Annotated in this window: 24 protein-coding genes and 1 tRNA gene; 14 read left to right on the forward strand and 11 right to left on the reverse strand. The window is 58.9% G+C overall.

All coding sequences use genetic code 11. The features are described from left to right. The 5 genes from VIL80_RS14545 to VIL80_RS14565 form a co-directional block, all read left to right on the forward strand. On the forward strand, nucleotides 1-264 hold a 264-nt coding region (locus tag VIL80_RS14545; protein WP_332036817.1), incomplete at its 5' end, for a hypothetical protein. 1 nt (nucleotide 265) lies between these two features. Further along, nucleotides 266-341 (forward strand) — tRNA-Arg (locus tag VIL80_RS14550). A gap of 39 nt (nucleotides 342-380) precedes the next feature. Continuing rightward, nucleotides 381-941 (forward strand): HNH endonuclease, encoded by a 561-nt coding sequence (locus VIL80_RS14555; RefSeq protein ID WP_332036818.1) that lies wholly within the window; start codon nucleotides 381-383, stop codon nucleotides 939-941. 99 nt (nucleotides 942-1,040) lie between these two features. Then, nucleotides 1,041-2,249, forward strand: coding sequence for an RtcB family protein (locus VIL80_RS14560; RefSeq protein ID WP_332036819.1), 1,209 nt, complete (start codon nucleotides 1,041-1,043; stop codon nucleotides 2,247-2,249). 22 nt (nucleotides 2,250-2,271) lie between these two features. Then, on the forward strand, nucleotides 2,272-2,472 hold the full coding sequence (locus VIL80_RS14565; RefSeq protein WP_332036820.1) for a hypothetical protein: 201 nt from the start codon (nucleotides 2,272-2,274) through the stop codon (nucleotides 2,470-2,472). A 5-nt stretch (nucleotides 2,473-2,477) separates the two neighbouring features. Here VIL80_RS14565 and VIL80_RS14570 read toward each other — a convergent pair whose 3' ends face one another. After that, on the reverse strand, nucleotides 2,478-3,164 hold the full coding sequence (locus VIL80_RS14570) for an MBL fold metallo-hydrolase (protein ID WP_332036821.1): 687 nt from the start codon (nucleotides 3,162-3,164) through the stop codon (nucleotides 2,478-2,480). Between the two features lie 293 nt (nucleotides 3,165-3,457). On the opposite strand from VIL80_RS14570, the gene VIL80_RS14575 reads away from it, so the two are divergent. Then, nucleotides 3,458-4,018 carry a cytochrome b gene (locus tag VIL80_RS14575; protein WP_332036822.1) on the forward strand — a complete coding sequence of 187 codons (561 nt, stop codon included), beginning with the start codon at nucleotides 3,458-3,460 and terminating at the stop codon, nucleotides 4,016-4,018. Nucleotides 4,019-4,025: 7 nt separating this feature from the next. On the opposite strand, the gene VIL80_RS14580 is transcribed toward VIL80_RS14575, so the two are convergent. The 5 genes from VIL80_RS14580 to VIL80_RS14600 form a co-directional block, all read right to left on the reverse strand. After that, nucleotides 4,026-4,646: an ABC-type transport auxiliary lipoprotein family protein gene (locus VIL80_RS14580; protein ID WP_332036823.1), complete on the reverse strand. Its 621-nt coding sequence runs from the start codon at nucleotides 4,644-4,646 to the stop codon at nucleotides 4,026-4,028. After that, nucleotides 4,643-5,596, reverse strand: coding sequence for an MlaD family protein (locus VIL80_RS14585; protein ID WP_332036824.1), 954 nt, complete (start codon nucleotides 5,594-5,596; stop codon nucleotides 4,643-4,645). Before VIL80_RS14585 ends, VIL80_RS14580 begins: the two co-directional genes overlap by 4 nt. 145 nt (nucleotides 5,597-5,741) lie before the next feature. Next, nucleotides 5,742-7,886, reverse strand: a complete 2,145-nt coding sequence (locus tag VIL80_RS14590) for a M4 family metallopeptidase (protein WP_332036825.1) — start codon at nucleotides 7,884-7,886, stop codon at nucleotides 5,742-5,744. A 540-nt stretch (nucleotides 7,887-8,426) separates the two neighbouring features. Continuing rightward, nucleotides 8,427-9,839, reverse strand: coding sequence for an ATP-dependent RNA helicase DbpA (gene dbpA / locus VIL80_RS14595; RefSeq protein WP_332036826.1), 1,413 nt, complete (start codon nucleotides 9,837-9,839; stop codon nucleotides 8,427-8,429). A 153-nt stretch (nucleotides 9,840-9,992) separates the two neighbouring features. Next, entirely contained in the window at nucleotides 9,993-10,472 is a 480-nt protein-coding gene (locus VIL80_RS14600) for a GNAT family N-acetyltransferase (RefSeq protein WP_332036827.1), read from the reverse strand. Between the two features lie 209 nt (nucleotides 10,473-10,681). Between VIL80_RS14600 and VIL80_RS14605 the strand changes: the two genes are divergently transcribed. From VIL80_RS14605 to VIL80_RS14615, 3 genes are read left to right on the forward strand one after another with little or no spacing between them, the layout of a single operon-like run. Then, nucleotides 10,682-11,101: an archease gene (locus VIL80_RS14605; protein WP_332036828.1), complete on the forward strand. Its 420-nt coding sequence runs from the start codon at nucleotides 10,682-10,684 to the stop codon at nucleotides 11,099-11,101. 10 nt (nucleotides 11,102-11,111) lie between these two features. Further along, nucleotides 11,112-12,545, forward strand: coding sequence for an RtcB family protein (locus tag VIL80_RS14610; RefSeq protein WP_332036829.1), 1,434 nt, complete (start codon nucleotides 11,112-11,114; stop codon nucleotides 12,543-12,545). A 49-nt stretch (nucleotides 12,546-12,594) separates the two neighbouring features. Further along, nucleotides 12,595-13,707, forward strand: a complete 1,113-nt coding sequence (locus VIL80_RS14615; protein WP_332036830.1) for a CapA family protein — start codon at nucleotides 12,595-12,597, stop codon at nucleotides 13,705-13,707. Nucleotides 13,708-13,841: 134 nt separating this feature from the next. On the opposite strand, the gene VIL80_RS14620 is transcribed toward VIL80_RS14615, so the two are convergent. Beyond that, entirely contained in the window at nucleotides 13,842-14,822 is a 981-nt protein-coding gene (locus VIL80_RS14620; protein WP_332036831.1) for an alpha/beta hydrolase, read from the reverse strand. Nucleotides 14,823-15,006: 184 nt separating this feature from the next. On the opposite strand from VIL80_RS14620, the gene VIL80_RS14625 reads away from it, so the two are divergent. Further along, nucleotides 15,007-15,714 carry a hypothetical protein gene (locus VIL80_RS14625; protein ID WP_332036832.1) on the forward strand — a complete coding sequence of 236 codons (708 nt, stop codon included), beginning with the start codon at nucleotides 15,007-15,009 and terminating at the stop codon, nucleotides 15,712-15,714. A 19-nt stretch (nucleotides 15,715-15,733) separates the two neighbouring features. Here the strand turns inward: VIL80_RS14625 and VIL80_RS14630 are convergent, their stop codons facing one another. From VIL80_RS14630 to VIL80_RS14645, 4 genes are all read right to left on the reverse strand, one after another. Further along, the gene (locus VIL80_RS14630) at nucleotides 15,734-16,543 is read right to left on the reverse strand and encodes a hypothetical protein (RefSeq protein ID WP_332036833.1); all 810 of its coding nucleotides are present in this window, start codon (nucleotides 16,541-16,543) and stop codon (nucleotides 15,734-15,736) included. 52 nt (nucleotides 16,544-16,595) lie between these two features. Then, complete coding sequence (locus VIL80_RS14635; RefSeq protein WP_332036834.1) at nucleotides 16,596-17,462, reverse strand: NAD-dependent epimerase/dehydratase family protein; 867 nt, start codon at nucleotides 17,460-17,462, stop codon at nucleotides 16,596-16,598. Nucleotides 17,463-17,560: 98 nt separating this feature from the next. Further along, nucleotides 17,561-18,334 carry a hypothetical protein gene (locus tag VIL80_RS14640; protein ID WP_332036835.1) on the reverse strand — a complete coding sequence of 258 codons (774 nt, stop codon included), beginning with the start codon at nucleotides 18,332-18,334 and terminating at the stop codon, nucleotides 17,561-17,563. Between the two features lie 61 nt (nucleotides 18,335-18,395). Next, nucleotides 18,396-19,280, reverse strand: a complete 885-nt coding sequence (locus VIL80_RS14645) for a hypothetical protein (RefSeq protein WP_332036836.1) — start codon at nucleotides 19,278-19,280, stop codon at nucleotides 18,396-18,398. Between the two features lie 102 nt (nucleotides 19,281-19,382). Between VIL80_RS14645 and VIL80_RS14650 the strand changes: the two genes are divergently transcribed. From VIL80_RS14650 to VIL80_RS14665, 4 genes are read left to right on the forward strand one after another with little or no spacing between them, the layout of a single operon-like run. Next, nucleotides 19,383-20,819, forward strand: coding sequence for a 3-isopropylmalate dehydratase large subunit (locus VIL80_RS14650; RefSeq protein WP_332036837.1), 1,437 nt, complete (start codon nucleotides 19,383-19,385; stop codon nucleotides 20,817-20,819). After that, nucleotides 20,816-21,466 (forward strand): 3-isopropylmalate dehydratase small subunit, encoded by a 651-nt coding sequence (gene leuD / locus VIL80_RS14655; RefSeq protein WP_332036838.1) that lies wholly within the window; start codon nucleotides 20,816-20,818, stop codon nucleotides 21,464-21,466. The genes VIL80_RS14650 and leuD overlap by 4 nt, the downstream gene beginning before the upstream one ends. Then, a complete protein-coding gene (locus VIL80_RS14660; RefSeq protein ID WP_332036839.1) occupies nucleotides 21,463-22,824 on the forward strand; it encodes an MmgE/PrpD family protein in 1,362 nt (453 codons plus the stop codon). The genes leuD and VIL80_RS14660 overlap by 4 nt, the downstream gene beginning before the upstream one ends. Beyond that, nucleotides 22,817-24,211, forward strand: coding sequence for an MmgE/PrpD family protein (locus VIL80_RS14665; RefSeq protein WP_332036840.1), 1,395 nt, complete (start codon nucleotides 22,817-22,819; stop codon nucleotides 24,209-24,211). The genes VIL80_RS14660 and VIL80_RS14665 overlap by 8 nt, the downstream gene beginning before the upstream one ends. Nucleotides 24,212-24,234 lie beyond the last annotated feature (23 nt).

Raw genomic sequence — 24,234 nt, forward strand, 5'->3', positions numbered from 1 at the left:
CACGGCGCGGGCCTGGCTACGACGAACTATGTCAGTGCCAAGCGCATTATGCGCGAATACCCTGTGTCGATCTTGCAGATCGTGCAGCCGCAGCCAAGCCGGGAAAGCCTGATTGCTTTCCTCTCATGGTGCAACGGCCGGCACTGCCTGCCTTTACGTGTAGTGCTAAACCAGGTATCTCCTGAGGATCGCCGGCTGGCCATGCAGTATCTATTGGCACGGGGGTATCGCACTACGGATCGTGTGACATTTATGAAACTCTAAGACGCCCGTAGCTCAATTGGCAGAGCAGGATCCTTCTAAGGTCTTGGTTGGGGGTTCGACTCCCCCCGGGCGTGCCAGAAAAAAGCGGCCAGGCTTTTTGCCCGAAGGGAAGAACAATGGCTCGAGTATTGTATTTAGACGCGGGAGGTAGACCTATCCGTTGGATCGATCTACAGCGCGCGGCCTATTTGTATGCAAAAGATCAGGTGTTGTGGGAAATTGGCACATTCAAGACGATTCTGCGCGGCGGGTATCGGAACTGTGGCCATCGCTCGTTACTCGCGATTGCGCCGGTAATTGCAGGACGAAAAGCCGATCGTATTCGTTCAAGGCATCGTCCTGCTCTTACCAACTTGAGTCTATTCGCTCGCGATCAGCACCTTTGCCTTTACTGTGGTGAGAGTTTTCGCCGTTCTGAACTGACGAGAGATCACGTGATACCGACGTCCCGTGGTGGAGCCGATTGCTGGGAAAACGTTGTAGCAGCGTGTAAAAGCTGTAACAACCGCAAAGGTGCCATGACTCCGGACGAGGCAGGCATGCCACTGCTGGCAGTGCCGTTCCTGCCCAATCCGTATGAAGCGATCCTGCTCCAGGCTCACCAGATCCTGTCTGATCAGATGGAGTATTTACAGGTGGGGCTCAGCAACAGGCGGAATTGGCAGGAACGGAAGTGATATTAGGGTAAAAGTATGAATCACAGTAATGAGGGCTGCGCCCTTGCAATTAGTGGCTATCGCGCCGTTTATTGAATTCAGATTAATCAGGGAAAGTTCATGCCAGTAAAAATGGTACTCAACAGCAATGCGCCTGCCGGTACGGTACCGGTAAAGATATTCACGCAAGACATCGAAAATGCCGCATTGCAACAACTTAAAAATATCGCCCAACTGCCTATTATCCACTCCCATGTTGCGGCGATGCCGGACGTACATATGGGGATTGGGGCTACAGTTGGATCGGTTATCCCGACGGTCGGGGCAATTATTCCGGCGGCAGTGGGTGTGGATATCGGTTGCGGGATGAACGCAGTGCGTACTTCGCTACATGCCAACCAGTTGCCCGATAACCTGAAACCGCTGCGGGAGGCGATCGAGCGGCGTGTGCCAGTGGGTTTTGCCCGGCACAAGCGGATCAGTGCGCGGGAGGCGGCGGCCCAGAATCTGGCGGCCGGCGCGGACCTGTTGTTTGCCAAGCACCCGGAACTGCTGAAAAAGCTGCGCAATCCCCAGGAAACCTGGGTAACCCAGCTGGGCACGCTCGGCGGCGGCAATCACTTTATCGAGATCTGTCTCGATGAAAGCAACCGGGTTTGGGTCATGCTGCACTCCGGCAGCCGGGGAATCGGTAATGCCATTGGTCAGCATTTTATCCAGTTGGCGAAGCGGGATATGGAGGGGCATATGCACAACCTTCCGGATCGCGACCTGGCGTATTTCAGTGAGGGCAATGGGCACTTTGTTGACTATATCGAAGCGGTGCATTGGGCTCAGGAATATGCGCGGGTCAATCGCCAGGAAATGATGAAGCTGGTTGTGGGTGTGCTGCAGCAGTATCTCCCACCATTTACGCTGGAGTCTGAGGCGATCAACTGCCATCACAATTATGTGGTGCGGGAGCAGCACTTCGGGCGCGATGTCTTTGTGACCCGCAAGGGCGCGATCAGTGCGCAGAAGGATCAGCTGGGCATTATCCCCGGGTCCATGGGCGCGCGCTCCTATATCGTCCGGGGCCTGGGGAATACGGAATCATTTTGCTCCTGTGCCCACGGTGCAGGACGGCGAATGAGCCGTACTGCCGCGCGCAAGCGTTTCAGCCGACAGGACCTGGAAGAGCAGACCAAAGGGGTCGATTGCCGGAAAGACAGCGGAGTGATCGATGAGATTCCCGCAGCTTATAAGGATATCGACCAAGTAATGGAAAACCAGAGCGATCTGGTGGATGTGGTACATACCCTGAAACAGGTGATCTGTATCAAGGGGTAAGAAAACTCATGAGGAGACGTTATTGAAGAAAAAAGCGGAGCGGAAAATAAGCATTAAAATTTCCGCCGAAGAACGGCGCACTCCTGGCAATCCGGTGGCGCAAAACCCGCTGTTACGCAAAGGCGGCGCTCATGTCCGGGCGAAATCCGCCGAGCGCTTTGACGGCAAACAACAAACCAGAAAGGCCGCGCGGGAGTGGGAGTGCTCCCGCGGTGCTGTCTAAATCTCTTACTGTCTACTCGGATTCTTAAACATTTTCCCGTGTCCCGGAATAATCCAGTCGGCAATTTCCTGAATTTTCTTGCGGTGTTTATCGAGGTCACTTTGGCTGGATGCCAGTGGGTCCTGAGCTGGTGTCATATCAGGAAACCACCACAGATGTGTCAATACGTAGGTACCTTCCCGGGTATCCACCACAAGTGATGCATCTTCGTCGGTGTGGCCGGGCGTGTGTATCACCTTGATGCCGGGTGCCAGTTCATAGCCATCGGGATGGTCGTGCCAGGTGTCTCCGCGGTACCGTCCCCAGAAGTCCACCACCTCTGCGTTGGGAAACAGGGCAATATTGACGGTGTGGTCGGGGTGATGATGGCTGACAAAGACGTGGGTGACCTGTTCCGGGGAAACACCCTGCCTTTTCAGTGCATCTAGAATCAGCCTTCTGTCGCTCACCATGCCGGGATCGGCCACCAGGGTAATGTCTTTTCCTTGGACCAGAGCCACGGTGCCCGCAACCTTCCGCGCACCATCCGCGGATTTACCCGGCACAAACTCCCTTCCTTCAATAGGGCTGACATAGCCTTCGACAAGAACTGTCACTTTATTTTCTTTGGGCGGCGTTTCAGCGTACGCCAATGGCAGTAGAAGCATTGAAAGAAGAATGAGAAATTCGGACAGGAAAGTCGAAGCGCGCATGATGAATTTTCTCTGGCGGGGAGATGTCGGGTGATGGGGGCCGGTTTGGTCGGATATCCAATCATTATAGATCTTCCATCCCGGAGGGCTCTGGCACCATGTTGGTGCCAGATTCGCTAGCCTGTTGTGGACTTCGACTGACGAGCTGAATATTACTCGTAAAGTCCCGCTTCAGGTGGCTCGCCAGCTCGCGCCCAATCTGCCCACTTGCCCCAAGTATTGTTTGCATAGGTTATTATTTCTTGGTCGGTACTTCTGATACGAAATTGGCATCTAATCAATTAGTGCATTAAATGACCGCGCTCACGAACACATACCAGCGTTACGGCCTAGTCGCCGTAGTACTTCATTGGTTGATGGCTGTGTTGCTCATCGCGCTTATCGCGCTGGGTGTCTATATGAGCGGTTTGCCAGATGTCGGTTTCAACAAACAAAAACTCCTGCTTATTTTTTATCACAAGGAATACGGAATTCTTGCCCTGGTCCTGGTTGCACTAAGGTTGGCATGGCGCATTGGCAATGCACTGCCGGCGCTGGCGGAGGGGCTTCCGGATTGGCAGAAATTAGCGGCGCGGTTTGTCCACCTTTCGTTTTACGCGCTGATGTTCACATTGCCGGTGAGCGGTTGGTTGATGTCATCCGCGGCGGGTATCCCTGTATTTTTTTTCGGCTTCAGGCTGCCGGATTTCATTGCGAAAAATGAATACCTGTTCCAGGTGCTCATTGATATTCACAAGTGGCTTGGCTATGCGTTGATTGGCCTCATCCTGGTCCATGCTGGCGCGGCGTTAAGGCATCACTTTATTAGCCGGGACGATACCCTGAAGAAAATGCTTCCCGGCATGCGTGAGTAGATGGCGGTTATCGTACCGCTGCCAGTACAAACTCTGTTATCTGTTGCAGGGCTTTCGCCGTGGCTTCGTTGGCTGCTATTACGCCGGCGTAAGCGGTGTTCTCCTGCAGTTGCTCCTGCAGCGAAATCGCTTTGGCTGAAATGATCCTGTTCGAGTCGCCTTCGGTGAGTCGTACCCGCAGGGAAAGGTGTAGGGTTGCGGGATTGGAGGTGAAATCCTGAGTGAGTTCGATAATCTCCGCGTGTAGTGCATAATTGTACGGGCCGAAATAGGGCGGGGTGAGAACGGTGCTGAAGTAGTGGGTGTTCTCAAGCGATTGCGTGAGCAGGGGATGCAGCATCTGTGCAGGCGTTGCCCCCCATTCGTGTTTGCTGAAGTAGTCTATCTGGTATGGCTGTATCCGGTAGATCATTCGAACAGTGTCGTAAGCGGGATTGATTGCCGGTGCCAGCACCAATAGAGTGGTTGCATGGGTCTCTCTTTGGGGTATTCCTTGCGGCAGTTTGTTGATCAGTGCTACACGGGTTTCGTTATCTACCGGCGAAAATAGCGAGCAGCCAGAGATCGTTGTTGTGACGATTGCAACCAGAAGGGTTTTGGCTAATGGAAAGTAGCCGCTAGCTGTCATCGGGTTTCGCCGGGGCCGAGTGATGGTGGGGTAGTGCCGCGGACCAGAATAGAAGGGTCGCGATTGAGCTTTTCCGTCAGGCGCTCCATGGAGTTCGCCAGTTTATTCAGGTTGGTGATCGACCGGTATGCCTCGGGAAGAACCTGGATCTGCAGTGCGTTGATGGTGTCGTTACTGGACGCCAGTAGTGGTCCGAGTTGTCCGCTTGCCTGTTCGGTATTAACGATGATTGCGCTGAGCCGTTCTTGGTTCTCGGCCAGCATCCGGCTGGTCTGTCGCAGTGTGGTCATGGTGTCGTTGCTCGATACCAGCAAGGGTCCAAGTTGGCCGCTAGCTTGTTCGGTATTTGCGATGATCGAGGCGAGGCGCTCCTGGTTCCCCGCGAGTACCTGGCTGACCTTCTGCAAATTCGCCGCAGTCTGTTTGAGCGAAGCGATAGTTTCGCCATCCAGCAGGGCTCGCACGAGTTCCGTCAGGATTTGTACGTTTTGATTGACCTGGCTGATTGCCGTATCCAGGTTGACCGAGCGGGATGGCGCACTGGGCAGCCGTGGATAGGTGCTGCCAGCAGCTGTCGCTAGCGGGCTTTGGTCTGTGCCGGTGTCTTCCAGCAGGATGTAGACATAACCTGTGAAGCCCCGCGTGGCGAGTCCCCTGGCGGTAATGGTGGCAACCGTTGCTCCACTGACAGGCGCGTCTTTCTCTACCTTCAGCAGTATACGGACACTGCGGGGACCGGTGAGGTCGACCTGGCTGACCGTTCCCACATCCACACCATGGAACTCGACCGGCGCCCCGACCATAAGACCGGATACGGAATCCTGGGTGAGGATCTCATAGGTGGTGAAGCGACCGGATGTCAGATGGTACCAAATCGCCCCTGCCACAAGGCCGAACAGCACCATGATCGCAAAGGCTAATTTGGCCCGGTTCTCTATGCTGAAGCTCATCGAGCGTTTCTCCGCCGGTCAGATCGGTACGGATTTCGGTCGCTGGAAGTCTAGATCAATTTACAGGTGCTGATTTCCGGGGCTGTGGGTACGTTACACAAGAAAATGGCGGCCATTGGCCGCCATTTTCTTTAACCTGTGGTGGTTAGGGTGTGGCCTGGGCCTCCAGGGTGACGCCGGAATAGGCGGTATAGCCCCGAATACTGATATACCAGGTGCCGGACTGCGGATTGTTGAAGCTGCAGTTTTCGCTATTGCCCGAAACATACGGGCGGCAGTTATAACTGCTGGTGGTCGGCTGGGCGCCGTAGCGGACATACAGGTCAGCGTCGCCGCTACCCCCTGACATCTGCACATTCAGTGCGGACATGCCGGCGGGTACGTCCAGTGTGAAGTGCTGCCAGGAGCTGCGGCTGCCGGAGAGGTTGGTTTCGACCCAGCCATCACCGTTGCTGCCACCGCCAGTGCCTTCGTCGAAGCTGCCTACCAGGCTTACACCTGAGAAGCTGCTGTAGGCCCGGACCATGACGTAATAGGTACCGGCCTGCACATTGGAAATATTGCAGGTTTCACTGTTGCCACCGATATACGGACGGCAATCGTAACTGGAGGTGGTAGGCGCGGAACCGTAGCGTACGTACAGGTCGGCATCACCGCTGCCGCCGGAAATCTGGAAGCTCAGGTTGCTGGCGCCAGCCGGTACTTCCAGGGTGTAGTGGATTTCAGCCCCGGTACTGCCGGAGAGATTGCTCTCTGCCACGCCATTTTGCAGTTCACCGCCACCGGGATTGCCGCCACCGCCGCCGCAACTGGAAGTAGAAACACCGACGGTATTAAACGCGGAAGAAACCGCGGCGAGATCGTAAGCCAGATCTTCTGTCGCCGACATCACACCACAGGCCGCATTGATGTAATCCGACGTGGAGTTCCAGTACATCTGGTTCGCGAGTACGAAGATATCGAATGCCTTGCGGGTATCCCAGCCACTGGTATTGGCAATCAGGTAGAAGGCGCGGTTGAACACCCCGGAACTGTAGTGCACATCCATACCGGAATAGTAATTGGATGCGTGGCCGATCGAACTGCCGTCAAGGGTGGGGTCCTGCATATACCGCAGCGCGCCACTGGACTTGAAGATGTCGGCGCCTACCAGCCAGTCGTTGCTACCGCGCATATAGAACTCGGCGGCTTCACCGGCCATATCGGAAAAGGCCTCGTTGATGCCGCCGGATTGTCCTGAGTACTGCAGTCCCGAGTTCTGCTCGGTGAAGCCGTGACTCACTTCATGCGCTGAAACATCGAGGCTGACAAGCGGATGGAAGGTACTGCCACCATCCCCGAAGGTCATCTGGCTGCCATCCCAAAACGCGTTTTCGTAGTTGTTGCTGTAGTGCACGCGCATACGCAACTTTTGCGTCAATGGCGCGGTGTTGTACCAGTCGTTGTACAGCCCGAAAACCACACCACCAAAATAGTGTGCATCGTTCAGCGGCGAATAGGCGCCATTAATCGTCTTGAATTCATTGTAAGGGCAGGTGAACGAGAAGATGCTGCCGCCGCTGGTAGCGTGGTTCATGTTGACGGTTTCGACGTTGGTCGTATTCATACGACAACTGCTGTCTACCTGCATCGCCGGATAATCGGTACCGTACTCATAACGCCCGGTCTTCAGGTTGCCGCCGGGACCGGTTGCGTCCTGATGCGTGAGACCATCCCAGTGTTCAATCACCTCTCCGGTCAGCGCATCGATAAAGTAGAAGGGGCGCGAGGGTTCATCACCGTATTCCACCCAGCTCACCAGATACGCGAGTCGCGCCTGGTTCTGGCTGTCCACGTGAATATACAGCTGTTGCTTCTGGTTCTTTGCCGCGAGCTTCAGCGCGGGCACGGACAGCGCACCGTTGATCTGGCCCTGTTGTGCGCGCTGATCAATCTTGTGGCTCATTGCCCGCTGTATTGCATTGGAAGCGGCAATGGATGCCTTGGTAGAAGGTACATCCAGAGTCAGGCCCATGAGCACGTCACCCTTCACCTGCGCCGATACCCCCTGGCCAGAGCTGGTGATGGTTTGCCCCCACACGGGAATTCCCTGATGCGTCTGTCGGTAACGGGTGATGACTTTGCCGTTTGGCAGGGTTCGTGTGCGGATTTCCTCAAGTGCGATGTCAGTGCCGCTGGTGGCAGCCAGTGCTTGCGGGGAAAGCATATCCGGGGTCGCCGGAACGCGGTCCGCCGCATGGGCACTGATGGCAAGCGCCAGTGTGCAAGTGATTCCTAAAAAACGCGTCATTGCAAATTGTTCCTTATTTTTTTGGTTTGCTTTTCGAACATCGAATTCCTGAGGGATCGCCTCTGCAGTGCGCACAATACAAATGCACGGGAAGTGCGTACGCACTGCCACTCGATTTCAAAAACATGGAAGGTAAGACTGCAGAAGACGGACAAGAGTGCAGGGGACTTGCCAACGAGGCGAGGGTTCAGCCAGATGAATCTGGCTGAACCCAGGGTGCACTCTTCTTTCTCAAACCGGAGCTGTCCGGGGTTCCCGAACCGTCCGGATACTACCCCGTGTACTCACATTTACAATGAAGTGATGATGACGATACTGCTTGCCTGCTGATTTTTAAATTGTATTGAGCAATTAGTCTCAAAAACGGGCTGACTATCCCGCCTTATTTGGTCAGTTTGTACGTTTGTACTAGCGCGGTTTGGCGCGCCAAGCCACCCACAGCTAGTACATCCGTGTTAACTACTGGGGCGTAGGCAGAGGGAGGGCAAAAGCCGGCGCTAAATTTCAGCGCCGTTGGTTAGTCACGACCTCGACAAAAACTTAAACACCAACAATCCGCGCACGGAAATTGCGGCCCTTGATTTTTCCGTTGCCAAGCTTGCTCAGGGCCTTCTTGGCCACGGGTCGCTCTACCGCAACAAAGGTGGAAAAGTCGAAGATCTGGATCTTGCCGATCTGATTGCCGTCAATCCCGCCCTCGCCGGTCAGTGCGCCAACCACGTCACCGGCGCGCACTTTCTGTTTCTTGCCGCCGTCGATCTGCAGGGTCGACATGGTCGGGCGGGAGGGCGCGAATCCTTTGGGGAGCGGTGGCACGTCCTGCAGTGTGATGGGCTGCTGCAGCATTTCTTCCAGCCGCTCGACCTTGTAGATTTCCTTTTTGCTGACCAGGGTTAGCGCGATGCCTTTCTGGCCCGCGCGCCCGGTACGGCCGACCCTATGGGTGTGTACTTCCGGATCTCGGGACAGGTGGTAGTTCACCACCATCGGCAGTTCCTCAATATCCAGCCCGCGCGCGGCCACATCGGTGGCCACCAGAATGGAGGCGCTGCCATTGGCGAACAGGGCCAGGGTGCGGTCGCGGTCTTTCTGTTCCATATCGCCGTGCAGGGCCAGGGCGGCGAAACCGGCACTTTTCAGGGACTGGGCGGCCTCATCGGTTTCCTTCTTGGTGTTGCAGAAAACCACCGCCGAAGAGGGTGAGTAGTTGGCCAGCAGCTGATACAGCGCAGCGGGCCGCTCCTCGTTGTTTTCCACCCGGTAGTATTTCTGCTCGATGGTGCTCTGGGTGTGGGTGGTTGTTACTTCCACTTTCACCGGGTTTTGCAGTACCCGTGTTGCCAGCGCATCAATGGTCTTAGGGTAGGTGGCGGAGAACAGCAGTGTCTGACGCTCCTTCGGCAGCTCGGCGAGGATCTGGTCCAGTACCGCCTGGAAACCCATGTCCAGCATGCGGTCCGCTTCGTCGAGTACCAGGGTTTGCACTTCGCCCAGGTCGAGGTTGCCCTTGCGGATATGGTCTTCAATACGGCCCGGGGTTCCCACCACGATATGCGCGCCGTGCTTGAGTGAGCCGATTTGCGGGCCGAACGGCATACCGCCACACAGGGTCAGGATCTTGATGTTGTGAATGGCCCGCGCCAGCTTGCGCAGCTCCCGCGCGACCTGGTCCGCCAGTTCACGGGTGGGGCACAACACCAGTGCCTGCACGCAGAAGCGCTCCGGCTGGAGCTTGTGCAGTACGCCGAGGCCAAAGGCGACGGTCTTGCCCGAGCCGGTCTTGGCCTGCCCGATAACATCCCGGCCTTCCACAATCGCGGGTAGTGCTGCCGCCTGGATTTCGGTGAGCTGCTTGAAGCCGAGATCCCGCAGGTTTTGCAGGAGAGAAGGTTGTAACGGCAGGGACTGGAAGTCGCGGGGGGCGATGTTACTGGATAGGGGGGTACTGGACATGGGGCAAGGGGGCTCGGCTGCAGAGAAAACGGCGAATTGTAGGTAAGAGACCGCCAAACTCCTAATAAATCTGCCGGATGCTTTGCCCATGCCAAATTCGGTCAAAGGCTGACTCTACAGACAGGTGGGGCTGCTCCACCGCGTTCCTGCTAATCAGGCAAATGGCCGCAACATTTCAATGTGCGGAATGCCGTCTTCGTCATAGGGCTCTGCAATCTGTTCAAAGCCGAATTCTTCATAGAATTTTTTCAGGTAGAGCTGTGCGGAGATGCGGATTGGTGCCTGTGGGAACTCCCGCAAGGTGTGTCTGATCGCATATCTCATCAATTCCCGTCCGAGGCCGGTACCCCGTGCCGCCTCCACGGTGAGCACCCTGCCAATAGACGGCTCCGCGTATTTTTTTCCCGGAAATACCACCCGCAGGTAGGCCAGCAGTACTGGCGACGCCAGCGTGCTGTCCCAGCAGGCGAGGTGCCACGCGTGCTGGTCCTTGCCATCGGCGTCCTGGTAAACACAGTCCTGCTCTACCGCGAAAACCTCTTGGCGGGCGCGCAGGATTTCGTACAGCTCGTTGTTGGTGAGTTGGTCGAATAAGGACCAGCGAAAAATGGGCGGAGAGGCAAGGGATGACATTTGGGTGGCTTTGGCGCGTCGTTGGCTGCTCTTGGATAACCGGCAATATAGCGTTTATTGGCACAGCACGTGAACTCGGGGATTGCCGATGCCTTGGGGGGCGCTTTACATCTTCGGGTGTTGGACTAGATTCCGGTGGTGTTCTCGAAACGTCGATTCTCTTTTGATTCTGTTCTCTCTTGATTCTGTTAAACCTCTACAGGTGATTCATGCGGGCCCACTGGGCGCATTTCAGCCACCAGGCGGACATGGGGCTGCGGGGTACCGGGGCGACTCTGGCGCAGGCCTTTGAACAGGCTGCACTGGCGCTCACAGCCACGGTGACCGAGCTGGAAACCGTGGCTCCGCAGCAGGCGGTGGCGATCGAATGCGAGTGTTCAGATCCCGAGCTGTTGCTGGTGGATTGGCTGAATGCCCTGATCTACGAGATGGCGACACGCCATATGTTGTTTTCCCGGTTTGAAATTACGATCAAGGGAGGCCGGCTCAGCGCAATAGCGCGGGGTGAGAAGGTAGACCGGCAGAAGCACGCCCCCGCAGTGGAAGTGAAGGGGGCAACCTATACGGCCCTGAAAGTCACTCAGCGGGAAGATGGCGACTGGGTGGCCCAGTGTGTCGTGGATATCTGAGGTGGTTGCAATGAGTGCGCGTTATCCGCTCATACGTGAATCGGAATACAGCTGGCGAATCGATCCCACTGGCAACATGCGCGTGCCCGCGATCACCTACGCCGACGAGACACTGATTCGGGAAATGGACGACAAGGTCTTCGAGCAGCTGTGCAATGTGGCGAGCCTGCCGGGCATTGTGCAGGCCGCTTACGCCATGCCCGATGCACACTGGGGCTATGGCTTTCCTATCGGCGGCGTCGCGGCGTTTGACCCGGATGAGGGCGGTATTGTGTCCGCCGGCGGTGTCGGCTTCGATATTTCCTGCGGTGTGCGTGCGCTGCGTACCGGTGTCTCGATCGATGAAATAGAACCAGTCAAAAAGCAGCTGGCGGACGCACTGTTCCGGCATGTACCGGTGGGGGTGGGCAGCACCGGGCGCATCCACCTGAACGACAAGGGCATGCAGGCAATGCTGCGCGGTGGCGCACAGTGGGCGGTGGAGCAGGGTTTCGGTGATCCTGCGGATCTTGAGCATATCGAGGAGCGGGGCTGCATGCGCGGCGCGGTGCCGGAGGAGGTATCCGAGCGGGCGCGCAATCGCCAGCAGGATGAGATGGGGACGCTGGGCTCCGGTAACCACTACCTGGAAGTACAGCGGGTGGCCGAAATTTACGATCAACGTATCGCTACCGCCTTCGGGTTAAAGGAAAACGATGCGGTGGTATTCATCCACTGCGGCTCCCGCGGTCTCGGGCACCAGATAGGCACCGAGTTTCTGAAGTACATGGTCATGGCCGCCGGCAAGCACGGCATCGTGCTGCCGGACCGCGAGCTTGCCTGTGCGCCGATCAACTCCGAGCTGGGGCAGTCGTATCTCGGCGCGATGCGCGCCGGCATCAACTGTGCGCTGGCGAACCGCCAGATCATCACCCATCTCACCCGCGAGGTATTCGCCGATGTCGTTCCCAACGCGGATCTAACGCTGCTGTTCGACGTCTCCCACAACACCTGCAAGGTGGAAGACCATCTGGTGGAAGGCCGCCAGCGCAAGCTGTATGTACACCGCAAGGGGGCCACACGCGCCTTTGGTCCTGGCAACCGGGAAATCCCGGAGACGCTGCGGGCAGTGGGGCAGCCGGTGCTGATCGGCGGCTCCATGGGGACCGAGTCGCATATTCTTGCGGGTTCCGTTGAGGGCGCGGGTCTGTCCTTCAATTCCGCCTGCCACGGTGCCGGTCGCGCCATGAGCCGTCACCAGGCCACCAAACGGTGGCGGGGGCGTGCGCTGGTCGATGAACTGGCGGATCGCGGAATTATCATCCGCAGCCCGTCGATGCGCGGTGTGGCCGAGGAAGCGCCCGGCGCCTACAAGGATGTACGTGCGGTGGTAGATGCGGCGGAAAAGGCCGGTCTCGCCCACAAGGTGGCGCGGCTGGAGCCGCGGGTCTGTATCAAAGGCTGAAGCACATGAATATTTCCACTGCATTGAACACGGCACGCGTGCACAGGCGATGAAACACGGGCCTGCTGTTCGACTGATACTTGCCGGTGATGTCATGACGGGGCGGGGTATCGACCAGGTCCTTCCCTGTGCGGGTGACCCGCAAATTTATGAGTCGTATATCCGTTCTGCGGACGGATATGTGGCGCTGGCGGAAGCGCAAAATGGTGAAATTCCCGCGCCGGTAGCGTTCGACTACGTATGGGGGGACGCACTCGCGGCCATGGCCGCACGGCAGCCGGACTGCAGGCTGATCAATCTGGAAACGGCGGTCACCCGCAGCGATGATGCCTGGCCCGACAAGGGGATCAACTACCGGATGCACCCGGGCAATATTCCGGTGCTGATCGCCGCCCAGGTCGATATCTGCAGCCTCGCGAACAATCACGTGCTGGACTGGGGATATGCCGGCCTCGCAGAAACCATCAGCTGCCTGCGGCGCGCGGGTATGCAAACCGTCGGCGCCGGTGGGAACAGGCGTGTGGCAGAGCAGCCGGCAATAATGCAGCTCGGAAGCAATCGCCTGCGGGTGTTTGCCTGCGGTCATCCCGGCAGTGGCGTTCCCGGTGAGTGGGCGGCGACCGCCAATAAGGCCGGGGTGAATTTTATCGGCGACCTTTCCGACGCGACCGCTTCGAATCTCGCCCGGCAGTGGCGTGATGATCATCAGCCTGGCGATCTGGTGATTGTTTCCATTCACTGGGGAGGTAACTGGGGCTACCGCATTGATCAGCAGAAGCGGACGTTTGCCCACCGGCTTATCGACCTTGGCGCGGACCTGATTTTCGGCCACTCCTCTCACCATCCCATAGGTATCGAAGTGTACCGGGGCCGCGCAATCCTCTATGGCTGCGGGGATCTGATCAATGACTATGAAGGTATCGGCGGCCATGAAGAATATCGTGCACAACTTCGGCTCCTGTACTGCGCTGATCTGGCGCGAGAGGACGGTGCGCTGCGCAGGCTGGAACTGATCCCGTTTGAGATGCGGCGGTTCCGTCTGCAAGACCCCGGGAAGAGCGATCGCGATTGGCTGTTGGCCAGCCTGGGCCGCGAATGCCGGCAGCTGGGGGCCGGGTTGCAGTTGTCCGAAGATGGAGCTTCCTTTCTGTTGCGTTGGTGATTGAGTGGAACGCGGATTGTGGCTGGATGACGCGTCGCTGTTTGCAAGAAATCGGAAATAAAAAAGCCCGATCCGTGTGGATCGGGCTTTTTTAATGGCGCATGGGGATGCGCGGCAGGAAACGCCGATTCAGCTCATTTGTGCATGAGTTTGAGAATTGACTGATGGGCGATTCCGGTCAGTTCCTGATAGTCGGCTTGTGTTTCCGTGTCACCGCGCAGATGGCATTGGAGGAACAGAACGATTGCGCGGCCCGCCGCTTTGCGTCCCTGATCGGAATCCGCGGGAAAGTCGATGAAGCTCCGGCCACAGGTATCATCCGCGGGTGCACAGATGGAGAAGTGGTTGGCGCCGTTCAACAGCAACAGGGTGTTGTTGCCGTTGTTTTCCGGTACTGCGCTGTCAAAGGTCTGTTCGATACGGGCGGTGGCACTGGCGTTATCGGACCCATAGCGGTGAGCGCTGTGGGCGATGCAGCCATCCTTGTCGCCGCCGATCAACAGCACGGGAAGGTCCGCGCTGACCGGCAGCAGGGTTTCCTCTGGCCAGCCCAACAGGGTGGAGGCACCGGTGTGGGCGCCATAGGCGAAGACGGCCCGCAGTGCGGGGAACCAGGATGGGCGTGCATTGAGCAGGGCGAGGGTGCCGCCGGCACTGTGGCCGCCAAATGCCAGTCGCTGCAGATCGAGCTTGCCGGCCAATAGTCCCTTGTTGTTCAGGCGCTCCAGCATGGCGAAAATCGCGGGCAGGGCGAGGGCCGACGGGCGCTTGCCAAATTCATCCGGGGTTAGCGCCTTCAGGTCGATGCCGGGTGTTGCCGCGACATAGCCCGGCATTTCCTCCGCCACCAGCTGGTAGGTGACGGTGACGATACCGGAGGTCGCCAGGGATTCCGCCAGCCAGCGGTAGCCGGCGGGGTCGATATTGATACCGTGGAACAGGATCAGTACCGGACAGGGCGCCATCGCGCCGTCGACCGGTACCGCTCCGGTGTTGCGCTCTTCAAAGGTGTCCCCGTACTGGGCGGGGTAGTAAATCCTGGCGATACCCGTATCGTAGGGGGGCTGCAGGGAATCTACTTTGAAGGCATCGAAAATACAGCGAGTCATGTACATAGCGTCTTGCCTGGGAATATTGCTCAGGGTTTCCTGATTCGAGGTTAGCGAGCTGTCTGCTGTCGTGGATTGATAAATATCAATTCACGCCGATGGGAGTTGCGGTATCCATGATCTGTAACTTCCGATTCTGCGTACCTCTTGCGCGTGACCATTTTAATCCCCTGCCTGCGAGGTAGTTTGAGTGAAAGCAATTCGTACCCTTGGGTTGATTCCGATCCTGTTCGGGATCGCCACACATGTGCAGTCGGCGACGACCGGCCCCCAGCCGCTGGCCACGGACGAGGCCTTTTGCGCGCGCATGCAGCAGTTTATCGCCGGCACCGATATGCCGGTGGAAAATGTGCTGTACGAGGAGGATAGCTACTGGACCTCGTTCAAGAAATCCAAACCGCTGGCGCAGCCACTGACCACCCACCAGTATGTCCGTTACCAGTTTGCCGACGGCGAACGCGCGGAGTATCCGGTTACCGTGGCCTGCAAGATGAAAACCGCCGAGCGCATCCGTACCGCGAACACGGGCGTGAGCGGCTTCACCATTGCAGACGAAGACCGCCAATGCCAGAAATGGCAGGCGCTGATGCTGGACGATGTCTACGAGGCGCTGGAAGCACAGGGCAGCACCGGCCTTTTGTCCCGGGATCACGTTGCGCTGGCGGAGGAAGATAGTGTATTTATCGGCCCATTCTGGCTGCGTCCTGAGTTGTACCAGGTGGCCTACAGTGAGGGCGATACGCTGAAATTGCGTACCAAAGTGCTGCACGTGGAGTATCGCCGTTTTATGCCGGTTCCCGACAGTTTTATGGGCACCCACTACTGCACCATGATTACACCTGAGTATCTCGCCAAACTCCTGCAGGGCGAGGCGCAAGCCCCGCTGCTGCAGGAGTAAGCCGGTTTCAGGCCGGGAATCAGACCTCGATCGCGCGGCGCATTTGCTCCGCGCCCATCCGCAGGGTCAGCATCTGCTGAACACCTTCTTCACCGAACACCTTGGTGGCCAGTTTGTTCATCGGGTCGCGCTCGTAGCACAGGCGGCGCAGCTGGTGGTCGTCGCGACGCAGTGATTCGCGCTCGCTTGCCGCCAGCGGCTCGGCCTCGTCGTACCAGCGCAGCCAGTGTGCCAGCATGCGACGGGCATAATCCTCGAGGATGTCGATATTCTCGTCGTTCAGGTCGCCCATCAGGCTCTGGGTGGACGGGTTGATCAATGCGCGCATGTACGGGCCGTGGCTCACGGACCACTGGAAATTCGGGTTGCCGCGCAGCGCCAGGTACTCGTCGTTGATCGGCGCGTAGTACTTGTCGAGGTACGCGCTGTCCACCAGCAGGTTGCGGCGGGGCATGAAGTCAAAGTAGAAAAACAGTTTGGGGATGGTGCCGAAAACCATCACGAAATGCGGCACGTCGGTCTTCTGCCCCAGATACGCGGTGGCGTTCATGTCGAGGATGCTGGCCTTGCGGTTGCCTAGCCAGGAATTTACCAGCCATTCGCAGTCGCCGCCGCTCCACGCCTGGAATGAGCCCTCGAACTCGCCGTTGGGGGAGGTGTAGTACTCGCGGCCCTCACAGGCCGGTTCCAGCTCCAGCCCGGTAAAGCGGCTGGCAATGGTCTGTTTCACGTCGGTGAGAATACCCCAGCAGCGTTCCCACGCTTTGCTCACGTCGACGTTGGGGTTCTCTGCGAGAAACTGGTCGATGGTTTTGGTATCTGAACTCATAGCTCGCCTCATTGATCTCTCAGTTATTGTTGTTGATTGACTTATAGATACATCAAGCGGTTGTGGTTTCTTGCAGGAAGGCGGCATTGGGGTCGCCGTGGGCGACGCGGTAGCCGGTGCTGTAGATTTTTTCCGCAGAAATCCGGCGGTTGGGCGCCTTGATCTGGTTCAGGAACTCCAGCCGTGACAGCCCCTCGGCATCGCAGATAGCGTCAAATACACGGGCGTTGGTCGCTGGAATGCGCTCGTTGTCACACACATTGAAAATGCCGCTGAGTTTGTGCTCGATAGCATGGGCCACCGCGCTGACCACGTCTTCAAAGTGGATTGCGTAGAGCAGGGCGTCGGCGCCGAACAGTGCCTTGCCGCCGAAATAGGAGTGCGCCAGTTTTACCCGCTCGGGGAAGCTCAGGTCGCCGGGTGCGCCGTACATATCCGGGAAGCGCAACACGCAACCGCCACTGCGGGACAGGATGTGCTGTTCCGCCTGCTGGTAATACAGGGAGGAGGGTTCCTCGTGGTTGCTGGTGGGAGTTTCCTCGGTGATGGGGGTGCTGCCTTCGCCGCCATCGCCGTAAACGGAGAAGGACGACAGGAAAATCAGGCGGTCACAGCAGGCGGCGGCACTGGAACAGGTATCCACCAGGGTCTGTTTGTAATGCTGGTGCCGCTCTTCCGGTGTGCGGGTATTTCTTACGTTGGGCGCGACGGTGGCGACGATCAGATCGACCCCTGCGGCCGCCGCGGCGACCTTGTCGGATTCGTGGCCCTTCAGGACCACGACGTCGTCCGCATAGGGTTTAAGTGCTTCGACTTTTTCCGGAGTGGTTGTGGTGCCGATGACCTGGTGGCCGTTGGCGCGGAGGCGGCCGGCAAGGGCCTTGCCCACATGCCCCATGCCCAGAATCAGTATTTTCATTATTGTCTCTCGCCATAGTGAATTTTTACCAGTTTCGATACTAGGCGAGGTGGAAGGGGCCGCATTGACGATTGTCAATTTCGGCCCGGGGGTGGGGGTCAGATAGCCGCTTCGGTTGTCGGCTGCTGTGCGCTGGTGATGCCACCGCGGGATTCGAAATACTGCACTTCCGCCAGCTCGTAACGGGTCTGCATGTATCCCTCTACTTCCGCACGCAAAAACAGGTAATCGTCGTCCGCGGTGCACCAGACGTTATAAGGTGGGTGCTCTTCCGGCAGGTCGGCGGCGGTGTCGGTGACCTGGAAGTGGCGTGCGCGGAAGGTGCCGGCCTCCACGGTAATGTCCGTTTCACCCACATACACCAGGGAGAACCCCATCTTGAACAGCAGCGGGCCGGTGGCGCCGCGGTGGTCTGGCGACGACAGCATCATATGCGGGAAGTGCTGCTTGCCCGGGCCCTGGGAGAGGTCATACAGGCGCATCAACAGCGCATCGCCGGCAATCGGGTGGCACTGCATCCACTGCACCGGCGCGTCGAGTTCAATGCGCTGGCTGATGCGGCCATCCCTATGGTTGAAGGTTTCGCATTCCGCCAGTTTCTCGGTAAAGCGGAACCAGCCGGTACCCTCGAAACGGTCGCCCACGGTCAGGCGCACGGAGCAGTCCAGTGGTGCCGAATCGGAATGCCGCAGTGCCTGCACTATGTCCCGGGTAACACTGGGGGCGTCGTCGATTTCGCAGTGGGCCTGCAGTACATCGGTGCCGTCCGCCTGCTGGGTAATACTGAAAAATTCCCGGCCGCGTTCATGGCCCAGGCGATCGGGTTTGCGGCTGGTGTAGCGGATGTGTCCGCGAATGGTGCGGTAGGGCATGGGCTTCTCGTTTATTGCTGTCGTTATCGTTCGTTCAATAATTTTCAGTGATGTCGGAGTCTCAGCGCTCGATCAGTTCAATCCGCTCGCCATCGTGGCCGTATGCCGTGCAGCTGCGGCGCCCATCGTAGGGGGCTTCGCGATGCCGGTAGGTCACGGCGCCGGCAGGCAGACGATCAATAATAAACGTCATCATGGCGATGCCGCCGCCGAGCGTGTCGGGTTGCCTCGGCGCTTCCGCAAGATCTTCCAGCTGGTCGATTTCGATCAGGGTGCTGGAGGCCAGTTGCAGGGTGGCAAGCGGGTGTTGCTGTTCCAGTGGCAGCCCGCGCAGCTGGTTGATTACCGTAACCCGGGTATCAAAACTGAGGCCGCGGTGCTCGGCCAGGGATTCGTAGTTCGCCAGCGACGCGGAGCGATCGCGGCTCGCCAGAACCGGAATAAACAGGTGGTCGACCGCGCACTGTGCCTGCGGCAGCTGGAACGGCGGCACTTCGCCGGCAATCCGGGTGAGGTACAGCAGTTCGCCGCAGGGGCCCTGTACCTGAACCGCGCGAATCTTGTCACTGAGTTCCAGGTTGGCGGCGGGGCGCAGCACCTTGAACGGTGAAGACGCGAGCGCTGCCGCCAGCGCATCGGGGTCTTCCACCAAAATTTCCAGGGACATCCAGCCAGCGCGTGTGAGGGGGCTGACGGGCAGGGCGCCGGCGTCTTCAATAATACGCAACCAGGGGCGCCCAAGGGCGTTACCGAGCAGCCAGCAGCGTGCGCGCTCAAGATCGGGGCAACCCCACTGCTCGGCAACACCGGGGGTCAGGGGTTCACTGGCGAGTACCTGACACTGCAGGTGGCTGCAGTAGTCGTCCACCAGCCTTGCGGCGTTGGGGCTTGCCAGGGTGGCGATGGTGCAGGGCCCGAGTACGGGTTTTGACTCTGTAATGCTCATTGATGGCAAATCGCTGTTCTCAAAGATCTAATGTTATAATAATATATCAAATGTTGAGATAAAAGATCTGACCTGACCGCAGGGTACAGGAGGGTAGTAAATATGGCGATATCCGGCGCAAGCACATTGTTCGACAAATTGTGGTCGGATCACACCGTCTGTGATCTCGACAGCGGGGAAACCCTGTTGTACCTCGACCGCATCTTCCTCCACGAGAGGACGGGTTCCATTGCATTGCAGAGTCTGCACTCCGCCGGCTACGAGGTGCGGGACGCGCGCCGCGTGTTCTGCACTATGGATCATATCGTCGACACCTTCCCGGGGCGTGGCGACAAAACCCTGATGCCATCCGGCTCCGACTTTATTCTGGCCACGCGCAGTGAAACCCGCGCGGCGAATATCCGCCTGTTCGACGTCGACGATGGAGACCAGGGGATCGTGCATGTGATCAGCCCGGAGCAGGGGGTGGTGTTGCCCGGACTTACCCTGGTTTGCCCGGACAGCCATACCTGCACCCAGGGTGGCATCGGTGCCCTGGCCTGGGGCATAGGCTCCAGTGAAGCGGAGCACGCACTGGCGACGGGCACCCTCAGGGTGCGCAAACCGAAAAACATGCGAGTGATTGTCGACGGCCAGCTGCGCCCGGGTGTCACTGCCAAGGATCTGGTGCTGCACCTGATCGCGCAGTTCGGCACCAATGGCGGAGCGGGTTATACCGTGGAATTCTGCGGGTCCGCGATCAGCCAGCTGTCGGTAGAGGCTCGCTTTACCCTGTGCAACATGGCTGTGGAGTTTTCTGCGTTCACCGCGATCATCGCCCCGGACGAAAAAGTGGAAGCCTATTTTGCCGGTCGCGACTTCGCGCCCAAAGGCGAGCACTGGGAAGATGCCTGCCGTTACTGGCGCACCCTGCGCAGTGATGACGACGCGGTGTTTGACCGCGAGTTGCGTATCGATGGCAGCCTGATTGAGCCCATGGTGACCTGGGGCACCAGTCCCGAGCAGGTAGCTGGATTGCGCCAGTTTGTTCCCGATCCTGCGAGTTTTGCAGAGTTGCATCGCCGTGAAGCCGCCCAGCGCGCGCTCGAGTACCAGGGGCTGCAGCCGGGGCAGGCGATTTCCGACATCGCGGTGAACGCCGCGTTCATTGGTTCCTGTACCAACAGCCGTATCAGCGACCTGCGCGCCGCCGCGGCGGTAGTGCAGGGGCGGCACATTGCACCCGGTGTGCGCGGGGTGGTGGTGCCGGGCTCGCGCCGGGTCAAGCGTGAAGCGGAAAGGGAGGGACTGGACCGGATTTTTACCGAGGCCGGTTTCGAGTGGCGGGACTCCGGCTGCTCCATGTGCTTTTACGCCGGGGGTGAAACCTTTGGCGAATACCAGCGCGTGATCTCCAGCACCAACCGCAATTTTGAAGGGCGCCAGGGGCCGAATACCCGCACCCATCTGGCCAGCCCCACCACCGTGGCCGCCTCGGCCATTGCCGGATACATTACCTCCGCCGAGACACTGGTCAACAGTGAGGCACTGATTGCATGAAGCCATTCGTAACACACACCGGAATTGCCGCGCCGCTGCTGCGGCGCAACATCGACACCGATGCCATCATCCCGTCGCGGGAAATGAAGCGGGTATCCAAGCGCGGTCTCGGCGAGGGCCTGTTTGCCGGCTGGCGCTACACCTTGCCCGGCGGTCGTGAACTCAATCCGGCGTTTGTGCTCAACCAGCCCGATTACGCAGGTACCTCCATCCTTGTTGCTCTGGACAATTTTGGCTGTGGCTCCTCCCGTGAGCACGCGGTTTGGGCGCTGGCGGAATACGGTATTCGCGCGGTGGTCGCCAGCGGTTTCGGGGCGATTTTTCACACCAACTGCATCCGCAACGGAATTCTTCCGGTGCGCCTCGATGAAGCCAGCATTGCGGCACTGGCGGAAAAGGTGCAGCAGGACCCGCAAAAAAATCAGGTCACCATCGACCTGCAAACATGCCTGGTACAGTGCGGCGATTTGCTGTGGCCATTTTCGTTGGACGAGAGCGCGCGCTATCTGCTGTTGAATGGCCTGGACCCGATTGCACTGACCTTGCAGCAGCGCAGGGCGATCGATGTTTTCGAACAGGTGCGGCGCAAAGAGCACACCTGGGCCTATGCACCGATGGAAGATTGTGTGGAAGGAGTATGGTCGTGAAGTTTCCCCCGACGCTACTGCAGCAGCTGGTTTCCCTGCTGGGGCGCGATATCGATGACGCAACATTGGAGCGTGCGCAGCAGCATCTGCTCGACTGGCTCGGCTGTGCGGTTTATGGCACGCGCAGTGAAGTGGCGGCAAAGCTGCGGGATTACCTCACCCAGTGGGGTGGGGCGGGTGAATACTGGAATCTGGCCGGCGCAGACAGCAACTGGCAGGACGCACTGCAATACCACGGCACCCTCGGCAGTATCGCCGAGATGGACGATCTGCACCGCACATCCACCCTGCATCCCGGCCCGGTCATTGTGCCCGCCGCGCTGGTGGTTGCGGAGATGGTGGGCGCCAGGCCCCAGGCGTTACTGGAAGCAATTGTGGTCGGCTACGAAGTGATGATTCGCATCGGTCGCGCACTGGGGCGAGATCATTACGCGCTGTATCACAACACCTCGACCTGTGGCTCCTTCGGCGCCGCCGCAGCCGCAGCAAAATTGCTGAACCTCGATCCGGAGCAGACCGTGTGGGCGCTCGCCAATGCCGGCAGCCGCACCGGCGGTTTCTGGCAGATGCGGCACGAAGCGGTGGACACCAAGCCACTGCATAACGCGGGCGCGGCACAAGCGGGTGTGCAGGCGGCGCTGCTGGCCGCCAGCAACCTGCGTGGGCCGGCCAGTCTGCTGGAAGGTACCCAGGGCTTTTTTGCCGCGACTTCGCCGCGGGCGATGCCGCTCGCGGTTGTCGACAACGCAGCGGAAAACTGGCTGATATTCCAGTGCAGTTTCAAACCCTGGCCCGCCTGTCGCCACACCCACCCGGCCATCGATGCGGTGCGCGCACTCGGTGATATTGTCAGCGCAGATATTCGCTCGCTGCAGATAAGCACCTATTCCGATGCGCTGCTGTTCTGTGATCGCCCGCATCCGAAGTCACCGGCAGAGGCAAAGTTCAGCCTGCAGCACTGTGCTGCGGTTACGCTGCTACACGGGCAACCGACCATAGACCACTTTGCCGAAGAATTTCTGCAGCGGCCGGACGTGGTTGCGCTGCGGGAAAAAATTACGGTGGTGCTGGACGATGAACACGAACACGCATACCCAGGCCATTTTGGCGCGACGGCGCGGGTGGTGCTGAACGACGATACCGCGTTGAACATTGTGCTGCGGGATGCCTGGGGCGATCCGGAGTGGCCGATGACGAGAGACGATATTGTCACCAAGGCGCGCACGCTGTTTCGTGCGGGTTCCGCGCGCAATGAATGCGCGGAAGATGTGATCGAAATCGGTTTGAACCTGGTTAAACAGAAGGATCTCGACAACTTTTTTGCGGCACTCCGTGCACTGGGAGCAAACTGTGGCTGAGTACGAACAGCAGCTGGTTGAACACGTTGCCCGGGCGGAATTCCAGCACCTGGATCGCGCGGCAGTAGCGGCATGCAAGACGTTCATCCTCGACTCCATCGGTGTGGGCATCAGCGGTTCACGCCTGGAGCTCGCTGCAGAACTGCTGCACACCGCCGCAGGCTGGGGCAGCGCCACACCGGACGCTATGACCAGTGTCTGGGGTGCCGATGTCCGTCTGCCCGTTGCCCATGCGGCCATGGTGAATGCCTACCAGATTCACAACCAGGAATTCGACTGTGTGCACGAGCGCGCAGTAGTCCACCCGATGGCGGTGATCCTGTCGTCGCTGCTGGCGGACGCCGAAGCGCGCAAGGCGGATGGCCGCACGCTGCTACTGGCAGTGGCGCTGGCCGTGGATGTGGCCACTGTGCTCGGAATGAGCGCCAGTAAGCCCATGCGTTTTTTCCGCCCCGGCACCGCGGGCTGTATTGGTGCTGCCGCCGGTATTGCCAAGCTGCGCGGCTACGACCCGGAAAAAATCCTGCAGGCCATGTCCATCGCCTACAGCCAGACCGGCGGCACCATGCAGGCGCACACCGAGGGCGTGGCCGTGCTGCCCATGCAGGTGGCGTTCAATGCCCGCAATGCCGTCATAGCGGCGGACATGGCGGGATTTGGTCTTGTGGGGCCGCGTCGGTTCTTGAGTGGCGACTTTGGCTACTTCTCGATTATGGAATCGGACGGCAATGCCGCAGAGGCATTTTCACGGCTCGGACGGGAATGGCAGATCTGCCGTGTCAGCCACAAGCCGTTCCCCACCGGGCGCGCGGCCCACGGCACCCTCGACGCGCTGATGCAATTGCGCGCTTCCCACGGTTTTGCCGCGCCGGATATCGAATCGGTGCGCATTGAAGCACCGCCTTTGGTACGCCGCCTGGTGGACCGGCCCATGCAGCCTGAAATGAGCGTGAACTATGCGCGGCTGTGCATCGGTTATGTGGCGGCGACCCTGCTGTTGCATGGGGACGTGGGGGTGGAAGATTTCGATCCCGCCGCACTCGCCGACCCGGAGCGCCGGGCGCTGGCTGCACGCATCACCATGGTGCCGTCCGCCTGTGACGATCCCAATGCCCTGGCGCCACAGGCGGTTACGGTGCGGCTTAAAAATGGTAGTGAGTATCGCCGGGAAATGGCGGCGATTCTCGGTCATCCAGAGAACCCGCTGGACCGGGTGCGACAGTTGGCCAAATTCCAGCGCTGCCTCGCCTCCGCGCGTACGCCGTTCGATCGCGAGAGCGCACAGGCGATCATCGCCCGGATCGAGCAGTTGGAGCAGCTGGAATCTGTTACCGAATTAACCGGGCTGCTGCTGGCAATGCCGCAGCCCATCGACGCGATAAGCTGAAACCATAGCCAATTAACGATAAC

Source organism: Microbulbifer sp., assembly GCF_036563125.1.
Taxonomy (GTDB): domain Bacteria; phylum Pseudomonadota; class Gammaproteobacteria; order Pseudomonadales; family Cellvibrionaceae; genus Microbulbifer.

Bases quoted from the DNA above. Each gene is read 5' to 3' on its own strand.
- VIL80_RS14555 (WP_332036818.1), top strand. From the start codon at position 381: ATGGCTCGAGTATTGTATTTAGACGCGGGAGGTAGACCTATCCGTTGG.
- VIL80_RS14560 (WP_332036819.1), top strand. From the start codon at position 1,041: ATGCCAGTAAAAATGGTACTCAACAGCAATGCGCCTGCCGGTACGGTA.
- VIL80_RS14570 (WP_332036821.1), bottom strand. From the start codon at position 3,164: ATGCGCGCTTCGACTTTCCTGTCCGAATTTCTCATTCTTCTTTCAATG.
- VIL80_RS14575 (WP_332036822.1), top strand. From the start codon at position 3,458: ATGACCGCGCTCACGAACACATACCAGCGTTACGGCCTAGTCGCCGTA.
- VIL80_RS14580 (WP_332036823.1), bottom strand. From the start codon at position 4,646: ATGACAGCTAGCGGCTACTTTCCATTAGCCAAAACCCTTCTGGTTGCA.
- VIL80_RS14585 (WP_332036824.1), bottom strand. From the start codon at position 5,596: ATGAGCTTCAGCATAGAGAACCGGGCCAAATTAGCCTTTGCGATCATG.
- VIL80_RS14590 (WP_332036825.1), bottom strand. From the start codon at position 7,886: ATGACGCGTTTTTTAGGAATCACTTGCACACTGGCGCTTGCCATCAGT.
- dbpA (WP_332036826.1), bottom strand. From the start codon at position 9,839: ATGTCCAGTACCCCCCTATCCAGTAACATCGCCCCCCGCGACTTCCAG.
- VIL80_RS14600 (WP_332036827.1), bottom strand. From the start codon at position 10,472: ATGTCATCCCTTGCCTCTCCGCCCATTTTTCGCTGGTCCTTATTCGAC.
- VIL80_RS14605 (WP_332036828.1), top strand. From the start codon at position 10,682: ATGCGGGCCCACTGGGCGCATTTCAGCCACCAGGCGGACATGGGGCTG.
- VIL80_RS14610 (WP_332036829.1), top strand. From the start codon at position 11,112: ATGAGTGCGCGTTATCCGCTCATACGTGAATCGGAATACAGCTGGCGA.
- VIL80_RS14615 (WP_332036830.1), top strand. From the start codon at position 12,595: ATGAAACACGGGCCTGCTGTTCGACTGATACTTGCCGGTGATGTCATG.
- VIL80_RS14620 (WP_332036831.1), bottom strand. From the start codon at position 14,822: ATGTACATGACTCGCTGTATTTTCGATGCCTTCAAAGTAGATTCCCTG.
- VIL80_RS14630 (WP_332036833.1), bottom strand. From the start codon at position 16,543: ATGAGTTCAGATACCAAAACCATCGACCAGTTTCTCGCAGAGAACCCC.
- VIL80_RS14635 (WP_332036834.1), bottom strand. From the start codon at position 17,462: ATGAAAATACTGATTCTGGGCATGGGGCATGTGGGCAAGGCCCTTGCC.
- VIL80_RS14640 (WP_332036835.1), bottom strand. From the start codon at position 18,334: ATGCCCTACCGCACCATTCGCGGACACATCCGCTACACCAGCCGCAAA.
- VIL80_RS14645 (WP_332036836.1), bottom strand. From the start codon at position 19,280: ATGAGCATTACAGAGTCAAAACCCGTACTCGGGCCCTGCACCATCGCC.
- VIL80_RS14650 (WP_332036837.1), top strand. From the start codon at position 19,383: ATGGCGATATCCGGCGCAAGCACATTGTTCGACAAATTGTGGTCGGAT.
- leuD (WP_332036838.1), top strand. From the start codon at position 20,816: ATGAAGCCATTCGTAACACACACCGGAATTGCCGCGCCGCTGCTGCGG.